Origin of the sequence: Rhodococcus sp. NPDC058532, assembly GCF_042719255.1 — a bacterium.
Taxonomy (GTDB): Bacteria; Actinomycetota; Actinomycetes; order Mycobacteriales; family Mycobacteriaceae; genus Rhodococcus_G.
In genome coordinates this window covers 40331-56032 of the sequence record NZ_JBHXNU010000010.1, presented here as the reverse complement: position 1 = coordinate 56032, position 15702 = coordinate 40331, and the positions used below count along the sequence as shown (strand labels likewise).

At 70.4% G+C, this 15702-nt stretch carries 19 protein-coding genes; 12 read left to right on the top strand and 7 right to left on the bottom strand.

The features are described from left to right. Window positions 1–22: 22 nt before the first annotated feature. The 5 genes from ACFWQG_RS13575 (at window position 23) to tuf (ending at window position 6077) form a co-directional block, all read left to right on the top strand. The gene (locus ACFWQG_RS13575; protein WP_378508150.1) at window positions 23–1441 is read left to right on the top strand and encodes a wax ester/triacylglycerol synthase domain-containing protein; all 1419 of its coding nucleotides are present in this window, start codon (window positions 23–25) and stop codon (window positions 1439–1441) included. Between the two features lie 273 nt (window positions 1442–1714). Then, window positions 1715–2089, top strand: a complete 375-nt coding sequence (gene rpsL / locus ACFWQG_RS13570; protein WP_345349761.1) for a 30S ribosomal protein S12 — start codon at window positions 1715–1717, stop codon at window positions 2087–2089. After that, window positions 2089–2559 (top strand): 30S ribosomal protein S7, encoded by a 471-nt coding sequence (rpsG, locus tag ACFWQG_RS13565; protein WP_378508149.1) that lies wholly within the window; start codon window positions 2089–2091, stop codon window positions 2557–2559. The genes rpsL and rpsG overlap by 1 nt, the downstream gene beginning before the upstream one ends. Before the next feature lie 137 nt (window positions 2560–2696). Further along, on the top strand, window positions 2697–4799 hold the full coding sequence (gene fusA / locus ACFWQG_RS13560; protein ID WP_378508148.1) for an elongation factor G: 2103 nt from the start codon (window positions 2697–2699) through the stop codon (window positions 4797–4799). 87 nt (window positions 4800–4886) lie between these two features. Beyond that, window positions 4887–6077: an elongation factor Tu gene (tuf, locus tag ACFWQG_RS13555; RefSeq protein ID WP_378508147.1), complete on the top strand. Its 1191-nt coding sequence runs from the start codon at window positions 4887–4889 to the stop codon at window positions 6075–6077. A 252-nt stretch (window positions 6078–6329) separates the two neighbouring features. Here tuf and ACFWQG_RS13550 read toward each other — a convergent pair whose 3' ends face one another. The 5 genes from ACFWQG_RS13550 to ACFWQG_RS13530 are packed head-to-tail and all read right to left on the bottom strand — an operon-like array spanning window position 6330 to window position 8817. Beyond that, window positions 6330–6890, bottom strand: a complete 561-nt coding sequence (locus ACFWQG_RS13550) for a hypothetical protein (protein ID WP_378508146.1) — start codon at window positions 6888–6890, stop codon at window positions 6330–6332. Then, the gene (locus tag ACFWQG_RS13545; RefSeq protein ID WP_378508145.1) at window positions 6887–7864 is read right to left on the bottom strand and encodes an Asp23/Gls24 family envelope stress response protein; all 978 of its coding nucleotides are present in this window, start codon (window positions 7862–7864) and stop codon (window positions 6887–6889) included. Before ACFWQG_RS13545 ends, ACFWQG_RS13550 begins: the two co-directional genes overlap by 4 nt. Continuing rightward, the gene (locus tag ACFWQG_RS13540; RefSeq protein WP_378508144.1) at window positions 7857–8036 is read right to left on the bottom strand and encodes a DUF2273 domain-containing protein; all 180 of its coding nucleotides are present in this window, start codon (window positions 8034–8036) and stop codon (window positions 7857–7859) included. The genes ACFWQG_RS13545 and ACFWQG_RS13540 overlap by 8 nt, the downstream gene beginning before the upstream one ends. Beyond that, entirely contained in the window at window positions 8033–8341 is a 309-nt protein-coding gene (locus ACFWQG_RS13535; protein ID WP_378508143.1) for a hypothetical protein, read from the bottom strand. The genes ACFWQG_RS13540 and ACFWQG_RS13535 overlap by 4 nt, the downstream gene beginning before the upstream one ends. Further along, entirely contained in the window at window positions 8338–8817 is a 480-nt protein-coding gene (locus ACFWQG_RS13530) for an Asp23/Gls24 family envelope stress response protein (protein WP_378508142.1), read from the bottom strand. The genes ACFWQG_RS13535 and ACFWQG_RS13530 overlap by 4 nt, the downstream gene beginning before the upstream one ends. 141 nt (window positions 8818–8958) lie before the next feature. On the opposite strand from ACFWQG_RS13530, the gene ACFWQG_RS13525 reads away from it, so the two are divergent. The 6 genes from ACFWQG_RS13525 to ACFWQG_RS13500 all read left to right on the top strand — a co-directional run bounded on the left by ACFWQG_RS13525 (window position 8959) and on the right by ACFWQG_RS13500 (window position 13728). Next, window positions 8959–9483, top strand: coding sequence for a hypothetical protein (locus ACFWQG_RS13525; protein WP_378508141.1), 525 nt, complete (start codon window positions 8959–8961; stop codon window positions 9481–9483). Between the two features lie 8 nt (window positions 9484–9491). Then, window positions 9492–9971, top strand: coding sequence for a twin-arginine translocation pathway signal (locus ACFWQG_RS13520; protein WP_378508140.1), 480 nt, complete (start codon window positions 9492–9494; stop codon window positions 9969–9971). A 92-nt stretch (window positions 9972–10063) separates the two neighbouring features. Continuing rightward, window positions 10064–11266: an NAD(P)/FAD-dependent oxidoreductase gene (locus ACFWQG_RS13515; protein ID WP_378508139.1), complete on the top strand. Its 1203-nt coding sequence runs from the start codon at window positions 10064–10066 to the stop codon at window positions 11264–11266. Between the two features lie 43 nt (window positions 11267–11309). Further along, a complete protein-coding gene (locus ACFWQG_RS13510) occupies window positions 11310–11750 on the top strand; it encodes a Zn-ribbon domain-containing OB-fold protein (protein WP_378508138.1) in 441 nt (146 codons plus the stop codon). Window positions 11751–11763: 13 nt separating this feature from the next. Then, entirely contained in the window at window positions 11764–12843 is a 1080-nt protein-coding gene (locus ACFWQG_RS13505; RefSeq protein WP_378508137.1) for a hypothetical protein, read from the top strand. A gap of 48 nt (window positions 12844–12891) precedes the next feature. Continuing rightward, on the top strand, window positions 12892–13728 hold the full coding sequence (locus ACFWQG_RS13500; RefSeq protein WP_378508136.1) for a glutamate racemase: 837 nt from the start codon (window positions 12892–12894) through the stop codon (window positions 13726–13728). Window positions 13729–13781: 53 nt separating this feature from the next. Here ACFWQG_RS13500 and ACFWQG_RS13495 read toward each other — a convergent pair whose 3' ends face one another. Then, entirely contained in the window at window positions 13782–14384 is a 603-nt protein-coding gene (locus tag ACFWQG_RS13495; protein ID WP_378508135.1) for a TetR/AcrR family transcriptional regulator, read from the bottom strand. Between the two features lie 77 nt (window positions 14385–14461). Further along, window positions 14462–14833, bottom strand: coding sequence for an SPW repeat protein (locus tag ACFWQG_RS13490; RefSeq protein WP_378508134.1), 372 nt, complete (start codon window positions 14831–14833; stop codon window positions 14462–14464). A gap of 121 nt (window positions 14834–14954) precedes the next feature. On the opposite strand from ACFWQG_RS13490, the gene ACFWQG_RS13485 reads away from it, so the two are divergent. After that, on the top strand, window positions 14955–15702 hold a 748-nt coding region (locus ACFWQG_RS13485), incomplete at its 3' end, for a DNA alkylation repair protein (protein ID WP_378508133.1).

Genomic DNA, 15702 nt, shown 5'->3' with positions numbered 1-15702 from the left:
GCGAGGCGGAGGACACGGACCGATGGACCAGCTGACTCCCACCGATGCGACGCACATCCTGGTCGAGACGGGTGCGCACGTCTCACGGATCGTCGACGCGTACATCTTCGACCCCGACGGGCTGCCCGCGGATCTCGATCTCGACGCGGTGCTGGCGTGGGTCGGGCCCCGGATCCGTCACTCGCCGATGTTTCGCAGCCGGATCCGGCGCTACCCGGCCGACGTCGACCTCCCCTACTGGCAGCCGGATCCCAACTTCGATCTGCGTGCCCACGTCGCGGTCGAGGCGGCCCCCGGTCCCGGCTGGCCCGCGGTGCGGGACCGGATCGCCGAACTCTGCCGGACCCGGGTTCCACTGGAGCGTCCGCCGTGGTCACTGCTGGTGATCACCGGCGTCACCGGGGTCGATGGCGTGCCCGACGGTGCCTGCGTCGTGGTGTTCAAGGTCCACCACGCGGTGGGCGACGGGGTGGAGGTCGTCGCGCTGGCCCGCGACCTGTTCGCCCCCGAGCCGCCCGCGCCGGGCGCGTTGCCCGCGGCGGTGTCGCCCGGGGGCGCCGCCGCGCGGGCGGTGCTGCGGCTGCCGGTGGTCGTGTTCCGGTTCGCCCGCGGCGGCGTGCGGGCCCAGATCCTGACGCGGGCTGCCCAGCGGGCGGCGGCGCGCGGCGAGGTGAGCGCGCCGCGCTGGCGGTGGCCGTCGACCCGATTTAACCGCAGGCCCGGTCCGGGATTCGCGTTCGACGCGGTCAGCGTCGACCTCGACGAGATCGACCGGATCCGCTCCCGACTGCCCGGCGTCACCGTCACCGAGGTCGTGTCCGAGGTGATCGGGGACGCGATGGTCACCTATCTGCGCGAGCACGGCGAGCAGCCGCCCGCGTCCCTCGGCGGCAAGGTGGCGTTGTCGATGCGGGGGACGCTCGCGAGCCGGTCCCGCAACAACTTCGTGGTGCTGTCGGTGGACCTGCACACCGACCTCGCGGACCGCGTCCGGAGGGTGGCCGCGACCCACGAGTCGATGACGGCGGAGAAGGTCAGGTTCCGGCATCCGGCGATCGCGGAACTGTCCGCGGTGCTCGACTCCGCTCCCGCGCCCTACGTGCGCAGGCTGCAGGCGGTGGGGTCCCGACTGCCGATCGGGGAGGGGGACACCGTCGCGCTCGGCAACACGATGATCTCCAACGTCCCGCGCCGGGCGGAGGGGGTGCGGTTCTTCGGGAGTCGGGTGATCGGCGGGTTCGGGATCCTCGGGATCGGCGCAGGCTCGTGCCTGAACCACTACATCGTGTCCACCGGTCGGACGCTGACGGTGACCTTCGCCGTCGACCCGGACCGGATGCCCGACATCGACCGGTACGCGGCGCTGCTGCGCGGCTCGTTCCGGGAACTGGCCGACGCGGCCGCCCGCGTGGAGACCCACCCGGTCGAGCCGCCGCTTTGACCTGTCGCGGCGGCGGCGGGTATCGTTGTGGGTCGTGCCTGGACGTATCGGGCCGATTTGTGTGCCTAGCGAGGCAATGCCGCGCGCGTAGCCGTGTCTCCCGAGACCGAGTTGCGAGCATCCGGCTGCCTGCGTGGGGGTATGCGACACGCCCGACCTCGTGGTCGAGGAACGGGTGAGGAGCAGCGTTTTCTTGCTCCAACTGCTGGATCCCTGAATACACAAACGCCAGGTTGCCTCCGGGTAAACGGCGAAGAAGAAGAAAGCCGGTATATGCCAACCATCAACCAGCTGGTCCGCAAGGGGCGGCGCGACAAGCCGTCGAAGCAGAAGACCGCTGCACTGAAGGGCAGCCCGCAGCGTCGTGGCGTGTGCACCCGCGTGTACACCACGACCCCGAAGAAGCCGAACTCCGCGCTGCGTAAGGTCGCCCGCGTGCGCCTGACCAGCTCCGTCGAGGTCACCGCGTACATCCCCGGTGAGGGTCACAACCTGCAGGAGCACTCGATGGTGCTCGTCCGCGGCGGTCGTGTGAAGGACCTCCCGGGTGTTCGCTACAAGATCATCCGCGGCTCGCTTGACACCCAGGGTGTCAAGAACCGCAAGCAGGCTCGTAGCCGCTACGGCGCGAAGAAGGAGAAGGGCTGATGCCTCGTAAGGGTCCCGCTCCCAAGCGGCCGCTCGTCGCGGATCCGGTCTACGGTTCGCCGCTGGTCACCCAGCTCGTCAACAAGATCCTGCTGGACGGCAAGAAGTCCACTGCGGAGCGCATCGTCTACGGTGCCCTCGAGCAGGCTCGGGAGAAGACCGGCACCGATCCGGTCGTCACCCTCAAGCGCGCGCTGGACAACGTCAAGCCCGCCCTCGAGGTCCGCAGCCGCCGCGTCGGTGGCGCCACCTACCAGGTGCCGGTCGAGGTTCGTCCGGGTCGGTCCACCACGCTGGCGCTGCGCTGGCTGGTGACCTTCTCCCGCGCGCGTCGCGAGAAGACGATGGTCGATCGCCTCGCCAACGAGCTCCTGGATGCCAGCAATGGCCTGGGTGCTGCCGTGAAGCGTCGCGAGGACACGCACAAGATGGCTGAAGCCAACAAGGCGTTCGCGCACTACCGCTGGTGATTCGACACCGGGCGGCACCTCAACGGGTGCCGCCCGGGCGTCGTCACTGCAGTGTCGGGTCCGATCAGGGCCGGCTGCGAATACAAGAAAACGTGGTCCGGTAGGGCCGACACGAGCTACGAGCGGGGAAGAATCCTGTGGCACAGGAAGTGCTGACCGACCTGAACAAGGTCCGCAACATCGGCATCATGGCGCACATCGACGCCGGCAAGACCACCACGACCGAGCGCATCCTCTTCTACACCGGTGTGAACTACAAGATCGGTGAGACCCACGACGGTGCGTCGACGACGGACTGGATGGAGCAGGAGAAGGAGCGTGGTATCACCATCACCTCCGCCGCCGTCACCTGCTTCTGGAACAAGAACCAGATCAACATCATCGACACCCCCGGCCACGTCGACTTCACGGTCGAGGTCGAGCGGTCGCTGCGCGTCCTCGACGGCGCCGTCGCGGTGTTCGACGGCAAGGAGGGCGTCGAGCCCCAGTCCGAGCAGGTCTGGCGCCAGGCTGCCAAGTACGACGTTCCGCGCATCTGCTTCGTCAACAAGATGGACAAGATGGGCGCGGACTTCTACTTCACCGTGCAGACCATCATCGACCGTCTCGGCGCGAAGCCGCTGGTCCTGCAGCTGCCGATCGGCGCCGAGGACGACTTCGACGGCGTCGTCGACCTCGTCGAGATGAAGGCCATCACCTGGCGCGGCGTTGTGCCGACCGGTACCGAGCCGACCATCGAGGAGATCCCCGCGGACCTGGCCGACAAGGCCGCCGAGTACCGCGAGAAGCTACTCGAGACGGTCGCCGAGTCCGACGAAGCGCTCATGGAGAAGTACTTCGGCGGCGAGGAGCTCACCGTCGAGGAGATCAAGGGCGCCATCCGCAAGATGACGGTCAACTCCGAGCTGTACCCGGTGCTGTGTGGTTCCGCGTTCAAGAACAAGGGCGTTCAGCCCATGCTCGACGCGGTCATCGACTACCTGCCGAACCCCCTCGACATCGGCGAGGTGCACGGGCACGCGCTGAACAACGAGGAGGAGGAGCTCACCCGCAAGCCGAGCAAGGAGGAGCCGTTCTCGGCTCTCGCCTTCAAGATTGCGGCGCACCCGTTCTTCGGCAAGCTGACCTTCGTTCGCGTCTACTCCGGCCGGATCGATCCGGGCGCCCAGGTGCTCAACGCCACCAAGGGCAAGAAGGAGCGCATCGGCAAGCTCTTCCAGATGCACGCCAACAAGGAGAACCCGGTCGACGAGGCCGTCGCGGGCCACATCTACGCGATGATCGGCCTGAAGGACACCACCACCGGTGACACCCTGTGCGATCAGGCCAACCCGATCGTGCTCGAGTCGATGAGCTTCCCGGACCCGGTCATCCAGGTCTCCATCGAGCCGAAGACCAAGTCCGATCAGGAGAAGCTGGGCACCGCGATCCAGAAGCTCGCCGAAGAGGATCCGACGTTCTCCGTCGAACTCGACGAGGAGACCGGCCAGACCGTCATTGGCGGCATGGGTGAGCTGCACCTCGACATCCTCGTCGACCGCATGCGTCGCGAGTTCAAGGTCGAGGCCAACGTCGGCAAGCCGCAGGTCGCGTACCGCGAGACCATCACCAAGACGGTCGAGAAGCACGAGTTCACCCACAAGAAGCAGACCGGTGGTTCCGGTCAGTTCGCGAAGGTGATCATCGCGCTCGAGCCGTACCTCGGCGAGGAGGGCGAGTCCTACGCCTTCGAGAACAAGGTCTCCGGTGGCCGCGTTCCGCGTGAGTACATCCCCTCCGTCGACCACGGTGCGCAGGACGCGATGCAGTACGGCGTGCTCGCCGGCTACCCGCTGGTGAACCTGAAGCTGACGCTGCTCGACGGCGCGTACCACGACGTCGACTCCTCGGAAATGGCCTTCAAGGTTGCCGGTTCGCAGGCGCTGAAGGAAGCCGCCCGCAAGGCAGGCCCGGTCATTCTCGAACCCATCATGGCTGTCGAGGTCACCACGCCCGAGGATTACATGGGCGACGTGATCGGCGACCTCAACTCCCGCCGTGGCCAGATCCAGGCCATGGAGGAACGCAGTGGTGCCCGTGTCGTCAAGGCGCTGGTTCCGCTCTCGGAGATGTTCGGCTACATCGGCGACCTGCGGTCGAAGACCCAGGGTCGCGCGAACTTCTCCATGGTGTTCGATTCCTACGCAGAGGTTCCCGCGAACGTCTCGAAGGAAATCATCGCCAAGGCGACCGGCGAGTAACCTCGGTCTCGTCGACCGCAGTACGACCAAAGTAATAACAACCGCACTGCTGCATACCGCAAGCACAATCAGTCCAGGAGGACACCAGTGGCGAAGGCGAAGTTCGAGCGGACCAAGCCGCACGTGAACATCGGCACCATCGGTCACGTCGACCACGGCAAGACCACCACCACGGCTGCGATCACCAAGGTGCTGGCCGACAAGTACCCGGACCTGAACGAGAGCTTCGCTTTCGATCAGATCGACAAGGCGCCTGAGGAGAAGGCTCGTGGTATCACGATCAACATCTCCCACGTCGAGTACCAGACGGAGAAGCGCCACTACGCTCACGTCGACGCTCCGGGTCACGCCGACTACATCAAGAACATGATCACCGGCGCTGCCCAGATGGACGGCGCGATCCTGGTCGTGGCCGCCACCGACGGCCCGATGCCGCAGACCCGCGAGCACGTGCTGCTCGCCCGCCAGGTCGGCGTGCCCTACATCCTCGTCGCCCTGAACAAGGCCGACATGGTCGACGACGAGGAAATCCTCGAGCTCGTCGAGATGGAGGTCCGCGAGCTGCTGGCAGGCCAGGAGTTCGACGAGAACGCTCCGGTCATCCCGATCTCGGCGCTCAAGGCGCTCGAGGGCGACGCCAAGTGGGTCAAGTCCATCGAGGACCTGATGGCTGCCGTCGACGAGTCCATCCCGGACCCGGTTCGTGAGACCGACAAGCCGTTCCTGATGCCGGTCGAGGACGTCTTCACGATCACCGGTCGTGGCACCGTCGTCACCGGCCGCATCGAGCGTGGCGTCGTCAACGTGAACGAGGAAGTCGAGATCGTCGGCATCCGCCCGGAGACCACCAAGACCACGGTCACCGGCATCGAGATGTTCCGCAAGCTGCTCGACCAGGGCCAGGCGGGCGACAACGTCGGCCTGCTCGTCCGTGGCATCAAGCGCGAGGACGTGGAGCGCGGCCAGGTCGTCATCAAGCCGGGCACCACCACCCCGCACACGGAGTTCGAGGGCCAGGCGTACATCCTGTCGAAGGACGAGGGCGGCCGCCACACCCCGTTCTTCAACAACTACCGCCCGCAGTTCTACTTCCGTACCACGGACGTGACGGGCGTCGTGACCCTGCCCGAGGGCACCGAGATGGTCATGCCCGGTGACAACACCGAGATGTCCGTCGTGCTGATCCAGCCGGTCGCCATGGACGAGGGCCTGCGCTTCGCGATCCGCGAGGGTGGCCGTACCGTCGGCGCCGGTCGCGTCACGAAGATTGTCAAGTAGGCACCGCCTACGGGATCGTCAAGTGATTTCACCCTTCACGGTGAACGCTTGCTGATCTGAGCAAGTACACGCCGAACGGCGTCCACCCCTCGGGGTGGGCGCCGTTCGGCGTTTCCGGGTATCGCGGCGCCGGGGTATCGCGGTCGTGGCGGGGGTCGCGATGGGGACCCTCCCCTCGATCCTCCCGAGTGAACGGAAGCGTTCAGTCGATGAGATCGAATGAATGTTCCGTTCGCTCGAGGGGGGACCGGGTCAGCGGTCGGTGGGGTCGAGGTGGAGCAGCACCTGCGTCGCGACCGGCGCGCCAGGCAGGGCGGCGGCCATCGACCGGGCCATCGCCTCCGCGCTGCGGGTGAAGTCGACGACGTCGACGGTCGGGTCGGCGACGACCGTCACCCGGAGCGTCGCGAGTCCGCGGTCGTCGACCGCGGTCGACCGGACGGTGCGCACCCCGTCGAGGGCGGCCAACTCGTCCGCCAACCCGACCGCGAGCGGGCCCAGGTCCACGGACAGGTCGGCTTCGGCCACCCCGCCGGGGAACACCGGCATCGTCTCCGGACGGCCCCGACGCAGGTTGACCACCAGCAGGACCAGCCCGCCGAGCAGCGCGATGACGGCGGTCGTGGCGAGCATGGTTGGCCACCACGACTCGTCCGGCACGGCCGCGAGTCGCGCCCGGTCGACGCGCCGCACCGCCGCGCGAGCCCAGTCGACATCGAATGCCCAGGCCAGGGTCAGCCCGCTGGCGGCGAGCAGCACACAGCCCGCGGCGAGCGCCACCAGTCTGTCGAGGACCGAGGTCCGGCGCCTCACGATCTCACCCGCCCGATCCGGACCCGCAGTTCACGCGGCGACGCGACCGCGTCGAGCGACGGTCCGACGGACTCCCGCACACACAGGTCAAGTTCGACGTCCGGCACCGCACCGTCCGGGGCGACGTGCACGGTGACCCGGCGACGGTCCACGATGGTCCGCACCGCGGCGACGCCGGCGACGGTCCCGGCGCGAGCGCTGCACATGCGCGCCACGTCCGTCGGGCGCAGCCACACCGTTCCACCCGCGCCCAGCGGAAGATGGGTCCGGGTCCGGGGCGTGAGCGACACGAAGACGAGCAGCGCCCCGAGGACGACGCCCAGCGCCGCCGCGGCGGCCATCCACGCCTGCCAGTGCAGATCCGCGACCCAGGACACCGAATTGCGCAGCCATGCGGCCGGGGCGATCACCTCCTTCGCGATGAGGAACTCCCGCCCGGCAACCACCGCCACCCCGATCAGCAGGACCGCGGCGATCACCGCAACGACCGCGGCGTCCGGGCGGGCCAACGGCTCCCTGGACGGCACCGGGGCGAGGAGGCCCGCGTGGTCGTCGGCCAGTTGGCGCGCGTCCACCCCGGTGTCGCGGTCGTCCGCGCCCCGCGGCACCGCCTCGGCGACCACGATGTGCAGGCGGTCGAGCATCAGCCCGGTCAGGGTCTCGACCCGCTCGGTGACCGCGTAGTGCACCTCCCGCGACAGCATCGCGACCGGACTCGGCCACGCCACCGCCAGGTACAGCGTCACCGCGACCGAGTCGCCCTCGGCGGTGACCTCGGCGCGGGGGAGGTCCCGCCCCGGCAACGTGAGCAGGCCGCCGGACCGGCGCACCACACCCGGCACCGACAGCGCGGCCGCGGCGGCGATCTTGGAGATCGCCCGGTCCTTGACGGTCAGTCGGCCCCGGACGCCACGTTCGAGTTCGAGGTCGGTCGGTGCCCGATCCGGCGTCGCCGGGGGACCGCCGTCAGCCACGACCGCGGCTCCGCAGCAACGCACCGAGATCGAAGTGGCCGTCGCGGTGCGCGCCGACCGCCATCCCCAGTGCGCCGAGCATCACCGCGAACACGAATCCGGCGAAACCGCCGAGGATTCCGGCGAGGGCGAGCAGCAGCCCCGCGATCAGGCCGACGACCGTGCTGTTCATCGCGAGGTCCCTTCCGTGGTGGCGGACGCGGTGTCGTCGGCGACGTCGGCGACGGTGACCGTGACCGGGACGCCGACCAGCGGCCCGACCGTCCGGTGCACGGCGGCCGCGACATCGACGACGTTGTGCGGGTAGGCGACGACGACGTGCACCTCGCACCCGGTGTCGGTGATCCGCACCCCCAGCAGTCGCCTGCCGGGCAGGTAGGTGGCGATCTCACCGAACCGGCCGCCGTGCAGTGCCGCCACGCCGGGAACCGTACACACCTGGGCGGCAACGAATTCCGCGTCGTCGACGTCGTTCACTGCACCCTCGGGCGACTGTCGGTGTCGCCGGTCGCATCCTCGTCGAACAGCACCACGTCGTAGACGGTGATGTTGACCTCGGTGACCTCCAGTCCGGTCATCTGCTCGACCGCGGCGATCACATTGCGCCGGATCCCGGCCGCCAGTTCGTGCAGCGCGACGCCGTACTCGGCGACGATGCCGATGTCGATCGCGGCCTGCTTCTCACCGACCTCCACCGCGACGCCCTGCCCGTGATTGACCCGGGCGCCGGGGATCCGGTCGCGCAGCGCGCCGACGACCCGCGCGGTGCCACCGCCAACATCGAACACGCCGCTGATTTCCCTGGTCGCGATTCCCGCGATCTTCGCGACCACCGCGTCCGCGATGATCGTGCGCCCCTGGGACCCGACCAGCTCGGTCGAGGCCGCGGTAGCAAAGCGCGGCTCGGCCCGCGGCGCGTGGGCAGGGGGATCGGTGCGCCCGGATTCGCTCATCACACGTCAACACTAGGACGTGCAGGCCGGATCTGTCCGCAGGCGATCCGGCTCGGATGGGCGCCCACCGCGCTGTGAGTCCGATCACCTACGGTGGAGCGCACTGCCCAGGGCAGGCGACATGGACGGAGGACGGGGTAGATGGGGGACACACGGGCGGCGGGCCCGGGCAGGCAACGGCGTCGGCGTGGCGGTGTCACGGCGCTGACGATGCTGACGGTGCTGTGCCTGGCACTGGCGATCGCCTGCGGCGCTCTGGTGTGGCAGCATCGCGGCGTCGCCGCGGACGAGACGGCGCGACGGCAGGCGATGGCGGCGGCGGAGCGGACCGCGATGAACCTTGCCACCGTCGATCACACCCATGCCCGCAGCGATGTCGACCGGGTGCTGGCCGGGGCCACCGGCGACTTCCGCGACCAGTTCGCCGAGAGTGCGGACTCGTTCGTGTCGGTCGTCGAGGACACCGAGGTCACCACCGTCGCGGACCGCGCCGATGCGGCCGTCGAGTCCTGGCAGGGTGATCACGGCACGGTGCTCGTGCAGGTCGCCTCGACGGTGACGAACCGGGCCGCACCGGAGCCGCAGTCCCGGGTGTGGCGGCTGCGGATGACGATGGACCGGGTCGGTGAGGGATACAAGACCGCACACCTGGAGTACGTCGCGTGAGGGGGCGGATGACCCGCGGGGTGTGGCTGCTCGCCGTCCTCGCCGTGATCCTCGCCGTGGCGGCGGTGGCCCTGTACGTCCGCCTCTACCGGGCGGATCAGCGGACCGGGGACGCGGTGCGGGCCGAGGTCGCGCAGGTTGCCGCCGACGGGGCGGCGGCGTTGCTGAGTTACACGCCCGAGACTGTCGCGGCCGACATGTACGCGGCGACGCAGCGACTGACCGGTGACTTCCGCGAGTACTACAGCCGCCTCACCGACGCCACGATCGTTCCCACCGCGCGGGCGGAGAAGATCACCACCACCGCGACCGCGGTCGATTCCGGGATCGGGTCGCTCAGCGCCGACCGGGCCGACGCGCTCGTGTTCCTGAAACAGGTCACCAGCACCGAGGCGACACCGGATCCCGTGACCGCGACGGTGGGTGCGCGGGTCAGCCTGACCAGCGTCGATGGGGAGTGGCTGATCTCGGGGCTGGAGATCTCCTGAGGACCTGGCACTACTGGAACGTGTTTCTGTTTGGTATGACTATGGGGACCGATGACGGTCGTGGAGAACGTGTCGAAGGGTGAGGACGCACCATGGGTGTCGGACGGATCGTGATCGTGGGGGCAGGACTGGCGGGTCTGCGGACCGCGGAGGAGCTGCGCCGGGCCGGCCACGAGGGGGCAATCACCCTGCTCGGTGAGGAGTCGCACCTGCCGTACGACCGCCCGCCGCTGTCCAAGGATGTGGTGCGCGGGGAGAACGACGACGTCACCCTCAAGCCGGCCGAGTACTACGACGAACTGGGCGTCGAGCTGCGGCTCGGGGCCCGCGCGGTGTCGGTCGACCCGTCCGCAAGGACGGTGACCCTCGAGGACGGCACCGGCGTCGACTACGACCGGTTGGTGATCGCGACCGGCCTGACCCCCCGGCGGATCCCCGGCCTTCCCGACCTGCAGGGCGTGCATGTGCTGCGGACCCTCGACGATTCCCTGGCGTTGCGCGCGGACCTGACCGCAGGCCGCACCGGTCTCGTCGTCGGTGCCGGATTCATTGGCTGCGAGGTCGCAGCCAGCATGCGCGCCCGCGGCCTGGACGTGGTGCTCGTCGAGCCGCAGCCGTCCCCCCTGGCATCCGTGCTCGGTGAGCAGGTCGGCGCGCTGGTGGCCCGGCTGCACACCGGTGAGGGCGTCGACGTTCGCACCGGGGTCGGGCTGGACTCGCTGCGCGGCGACACCCGGGTGACCGGCGCCGTGCTCGGGGACGGCACCGAGATCGCCGCCGACGTGGTCGTCGTCGGGATCGGTTCGCATCCGGTCACCGGCTGGCTGGAGGGGTCCGGGATCGACCTCGCCGACCGCACCGCCGGTGGCGGCGTCCTCGCCGACGAGGCTGGGCGCACCAGCGACCCGAACGTGTGGGTGGTCGGCGACGTCGCAGCGTGGCGGCACCCCGAGGGCGATCAGCGGCGCGTCGAGCACTGGAGCAATGTCGGCGAGCAGGCGAAGGTCCTCGCGCACACCCTCGTCACCGGCGCGGCCCCGGACGTCGCCGCCCAGGTGCCCTACTTCTGGAGCGACCAGTACGACGTCAAGATCCAGGCGCTCGGCGAGCCGTCCGGCACCGACACCGTGCACCTCGTCCGTGACGACGGCCGCAAGTTCCTCGCGTACTACGAACGGGACGGGCGGCTGGTCGCGGTGGTCGGCGGCGGGCTCGCGGGCGCCGTGATGAAGATGCGCGCGAAGGTCGCGGGCCGGGTCGCGATCGAGGACGTGCTCGCCGCGGCAACGGTCTGAGGATTTCGCAGCCGCCGCCCGCGCGGGCGGCTACCGTGAACTCATGGTGCACGGTCGACGTGCCCTCCCCGAGCTGACGGAGCTGACCGCGACGCACTGGACATCGGGTGCGTCCGGACGCCTGTCCGTGCAGCGCTGCCTGCGCTGCCTGCGCTGGTCGTTCCCGCCCGCTCCGTGCTGCCGCGGGTGCTGGGGCACCGACCTGGCATTCGAGCCGGTCTCGGGCAAGGGTGCGCTGCTGACCTGGGCGGTGGTCGTCGAGCCGGTCCGGGCCGTGCCCGCGCCGCCGTACCTGGTCGGTGTCGTCGACCTGGTGGAGGGGGTGCGCATCACCCTCGGCCTGCTCGGCGGCGGCCCGGACACCCCGCGGGTCGGCGCCCCGATGCGCCTGGTCTTTGAGCAGCTCGATGAGCGAATCTGGTTGCCACTGGCGGAGTTCGAGGACTCCGATGCGTTCGAGGACCGCATCGAGGCGGTGTCGTGAACGGGGCGATGCGGTGCGCGACATCCTGGTGACCGGGGCCGGCCGCGTCCGGGTCGGCGCAGGCGGGGTGGCCGGCGCGGCGGTCACCGCGGCCCTTGCCGCGCTCACCGATGCGGGTATGCCGCGTACCGAGGTCACGGGACTGCTTGCGATCGGCTGCGACGCGGTGGACGTCGCCGATGCGCTTGGGCTTGAATTGTCGTGGCGGGCACAGGAAAACGACACTTCCACGGTCGGTGCCGGGCTGGTGCAGGCGGTGGACGCGGTGGCGGCTGGCCGGACCGGCACGGTGGTGTGCGTGGAGGCGCTCGCGCCGGACCCGGCGCGAGCGCGCGCCGTCGACCGGTTCGGACCAGCGGCGGCCGTCACCGGCCGGGCGGGCTGGCACGCGCCGTACGGGGCGGACGGCGCACTCGTCGGGGTCGCACTCGCCGCCCGCGCCTACATCGAGCGCTACGGACTCACCCGCACCGAGTTGGCGCAGGTGGCGCTGGTGGCCTCCGCGAACGTCGGTGGCGGGCTGCGCCTGCGCGACTACCTCGCCGCGCCGATGCTGGTGGACCCGCTGTGCCTGCACGACCGGGCCCGCCCGGCGGGGGGCGCGGCGGCGATCGTGTTGTCGACCCGCACCAGGAGCGCATCGCCGCGGATCCGGGTCGACGGCGTCGGCGCCGCGTACGCGGCGGGCCCGCTACCGGAACAGGACGCCACCGACGGCGTCGCGGAGCGCGCGGCCGCCGCAATGTGGGCGGACCTGTCGGGCACTCCCACCGACCCCGACGTCGCGCTGCTCGGGGACGAATTCTCCGTGGCGGTGCTCTGGTGGCTGGAGGCCCTCGGCCGGTGCGACGCCGGTGCCGCCGGACGATTCGTCGCGACCGGCGCCGCGATCTCCCGGGGCGGCGTGCTGCCGGTGAACCCGCACGGCGGGCACCTCGGGACCGGTCGGCGACCCGACCTGGACCTGGTCGTCGAGGCCGTCGCGCAGCTGCGGGGCACCGCGGGCCGCGCCCAGCTGCGGGGCGGGCCCGCGACCGCCGTGGTCGGGCTCGGTGGCCGCGCAGCGGCCGGGTGCCTGCTGCTGCGCAGGTGAGGGGGACCGGGATGACGCATCGGCGGGTGCGCGGACTACGTTGGTTCGGTGACCGTCGCGCTGATCGACTCCGGGCTCGGGCTGCTGCCCACCTCGGCCTGGCTGCGTCGGCTGCGCCCGGACCTCGACCTGCTGCTCTCCCTCGATCCCGACGGTGCGCCGTGGGGGCCGAAGCCGGCGCCGTGGGTGATCGACCGGGTGCTCGCCGCCGCCGATCAGGCCGTCGACCTCGGCGCACAGGTCGTGGTCCTGCCGTGCAACACGGCGAGCGTCACCGCGCTCGACGAGGTTCGCGCCCATCTCGGTGCCGCGGTCCCGGTGATCGGGACCGTCCCGGCGATCAAACCGGCCGCGGCCGCGTCGAGCTCGGTCGCGATCTGGGCGACCGCCGCGACGACGGCGAGCCGGTACCAGGCCGACCTGATCGCGCGGTTCGCGAACGGCAGCGACGTGGTCGGGGTCGCCTGCCACGGCTTGGCCGATGCGATCGACGCAGGCGACCGGGACCGGATCCTCGCGGCCATCGACAGCGCCGCCGCCGCGACCCCGGTGGCCTGCGACGCCGTCGTCCTCGGCTGCACCCACTATCCGCTGGTCGCCGACGAGATCGCCGCGCGCCTGCCGTCGGGGGTGACGCTGTTCGACAGTGCGCAGGCCGTCGCCGCGCAGACGCTGCGCCGCATCGACGCCCTCGGCCGCGCCCTCGGCGGCAGCGGCTCGGTGTCGGTGCTGCTCAGCGGCCGCCCCGGCGAGCTGCCCGCCGGCGCCCGCAGCTACGCCGCTGCCGCCCCACTCCTCCATCCGCACCCACACCCCGCCCCAACCCCCACCCCGCCCCAACCCCCACCGACTGAACGGAAGCGTTCACTCGATCAGGTCGAATGAATGTGCCGTTCGCTCGGCTTGCGACGGGGCGCTCACGGCTCGCGACAGCGCGCTCACGGGTGTGACAGCGCACCGAGCCCCGCCGTGACCACCCGGGCCACCGCCCGCAGGTCGTTGTCGCGTTCATCGCGTTCCCGAAACCGGTCGAGGTGGGTCGCGGAGAACATCGCGGCGACCCACGCCGTCGCGCACGAGTCGAGCACCCGCGCGGGGGCGGTGAGGGGCGAGCTGAGCCGCAGGACCTCCACCGTCACGTCGTGCAGGTAGGTGCGCAGCGCCCGCAGCTGCTCACGCACCAGCGGATGGGTGTCGGCCTCCCGCCAGACGATCTCGCGGATCGTGCGCCGACCCGTCAGGTCGAGCGCGGCATCGAGGTTGACCAGCGCGACCTCGGGTTCACCGGTGACGGCGAGTCCGTCGATGTCGCCGATCGGGTCGGTGGGGAGGCGCTCGGCGATCAGCGTGGTGAGAATCGACTCCTTGGTGGGGAAGTAGTAGAAGATCAGGCCCTTGGGGACGCCCGCGCTGGTCGCGATCGCGGCGGTGGATGTGGCGTCGAATCCGCGCGCGGCGATGAGTTCTTCGGCGGCGTCGAGGATCCGCGTCCGAGTGTCACCGCCCGCGCCGGGGATGCGTCCCTGGCGCGGTACAGGCAAGTCGACCACCTCCGTCGCCGGGTCGGGGGATCCGGCCCGGCACGGTTGTCGCGGTGTGTGGATTTTCGGACGGGTGGTCAGTGGTGCGGAGCGAGTCCGCCGCCGTGACCGGCGTGCATCCGGGACCCTTCGGGAAGCGCTGCCAGCGCGGTCAGCACGGTGAGGACACCACCGACCCAGGAGGTCCAGGCCGCGCCTGCCATGCCGGCGTAGCCGGTCACCCACGGTGCGATGAACATCAGGACACCGAGCACGCCCATCGCCCACACGACCATCTCGTTGGTGGGGGCCATCATGTTGGCGACGCCGGCGACGGCGACGAGGACACCGAGCACGATCATCGACCATCGGGCGGCGCTGTTCGTGTCGACCCAGATCGGTGAGAGTGCCACGACGACGCCGATCACCACGGCGGCCCAGTCCTGCCACCGCCTCATTGCTGCGTTCATGTCCAGCCTCCTCTGCCGGAGTTGTCGCGTATGCCGGGATTACCGGCATGCTTCCGGTATAGACCTGATCGACCGACCGATCAAGGGCCTTTCCGCCGTCGACGGACGTAAGGTCGGCGGGGTGCACGAGGATGTGACGAGGGCGCTGGGCGCGATCGCCGACGCCGACGACGCGGCGCAGCTGCGACGGTTCTTCAAGACCGGCCCCGGCGACTACGGGGAGGGGGACGTCTTCATCGGCGTCCGGGTCCCCGCGGTCCGGGCGGTCGCCAAGACCTTCGCGGACCTGCCGTTGACGGAGGTCGACGCGCTGCTCGACAGCCAGGTTCACGAGCACCGATTGGCGGGGCTGCTGATCGCGACCGGACGGTTCGAGCGGGCGAGCGCCGCCCGGACCCGGGACGACGACGAGCGGCAGCGGATCGCCGAGCACTACCTCGCCGCGGTGCTGCGCGGCCGGGTGAATAACTGGGACCTGGTCGACGCGTCGGCGGAGCGGATCCTCGGTGGCTGGTTGTTCGACCGGCCCCGGGATCTGGTGTTCGAGCTCGGCGCGGACGAGGACCTGTGGCCGCGGCGGGTTGCGCTGCTGACCACCTTCGGCTTCATCCGGCGCGGTGATGCGTCGACGACCCTCGAGCTGACCGCCCGGCTGCTCGGCGACCGCCGCGACCTCACCCAGAAGGCGCTGGGCTGGATGCTGCGCGAGGTCGGCGCGCGGGTGGACCGGCGGTTGCTGATCGACTTCCTCGACCGGCACGCCCCGGCGATGGGGGCGACGGCGCTGTCGTACGCCATCGAACACCTCGACGCCGACACCCGCGGGCACTACCGGCGGATGCGCCGCGGCGGGGCGGGCACGGATCCGT

Excerpts from the sequence above, each read along its gene's own strand:
- ACFWQG_RS13575 (WP_378508150.1), top strand. The coding sequence starts at position 23 with ATGGACCAGCTGACTCCCACCGATGCGACGCACATCCTGGTCGAGACG.
- rpsL (WP_345349761.1), top strand. The coding sequence starts at position 1,715 with ATGCCAACCATCAACCAGCTGGTCCGCAAGGGGCGGCGCGACAAGCCG.
- rpsG (WP_378508149.1), top strand. The coding sequence starts at position 2,089 with ATGCCTCGTAAGGGTCCCGCTCCCAAGCGGCCGCTCGTCGCGGATCCG.
- ACFWQG_RS13540 (WP_378508144.1), bottom strand. The coding sequence starts at position 8,036 with ATGAACAGCACGGTCGTCGGCCTGATCGCGGGGCTGCTGCTCGCCCTC.
- ACFWQG_RS13530 (WP_378508142.1), bottom strand. The coding sequence starts at position 8,817 with ATGAGCGAATCCGGGCGCACCGATCCCCCTGCCCACGCGCCGCGGGCC.
- ACFWQG_RS13525 (WP_378508141.1), top strand. The coding sequence starts at position 8,959 with ATGGGGGACACACGGGCGGCGGGCCCGGGCAGGCAACGGCGTCGGCGT.
- ACFWQG_RS13520 (WP_378508140.1), top strand. The coding sequence starts at position 9,492 with ATGACCCGCGGGGTGTGGCTGCTCGCCGTCCTCGCCGTGATCCTCGCC.
- ACFWQG_RS13515 (WP_378508139.1), top strand. The coding sequence starts at position 10,064 with ATGGGTGTCGGACGGATCGTGATCGTGGGGGCAGGACTGGCGGGTCTG.
- ACFWQG_RS13510 (WP_378508138.1), top strand. The coding sequence starts at position 11,310 with ATGGTGCACGGTCGACGTGCCCTCCCCGAGCTGACGGAGCTGACCGCG.
- ACFWQG_RS13490 (WP_378508134.1), bottom strand. The coding sequence starts at position 14,833 with ATGAACGCAGCAATGAGGCGGTGGCAGGACTGGGCCGCCGTGGTGATC.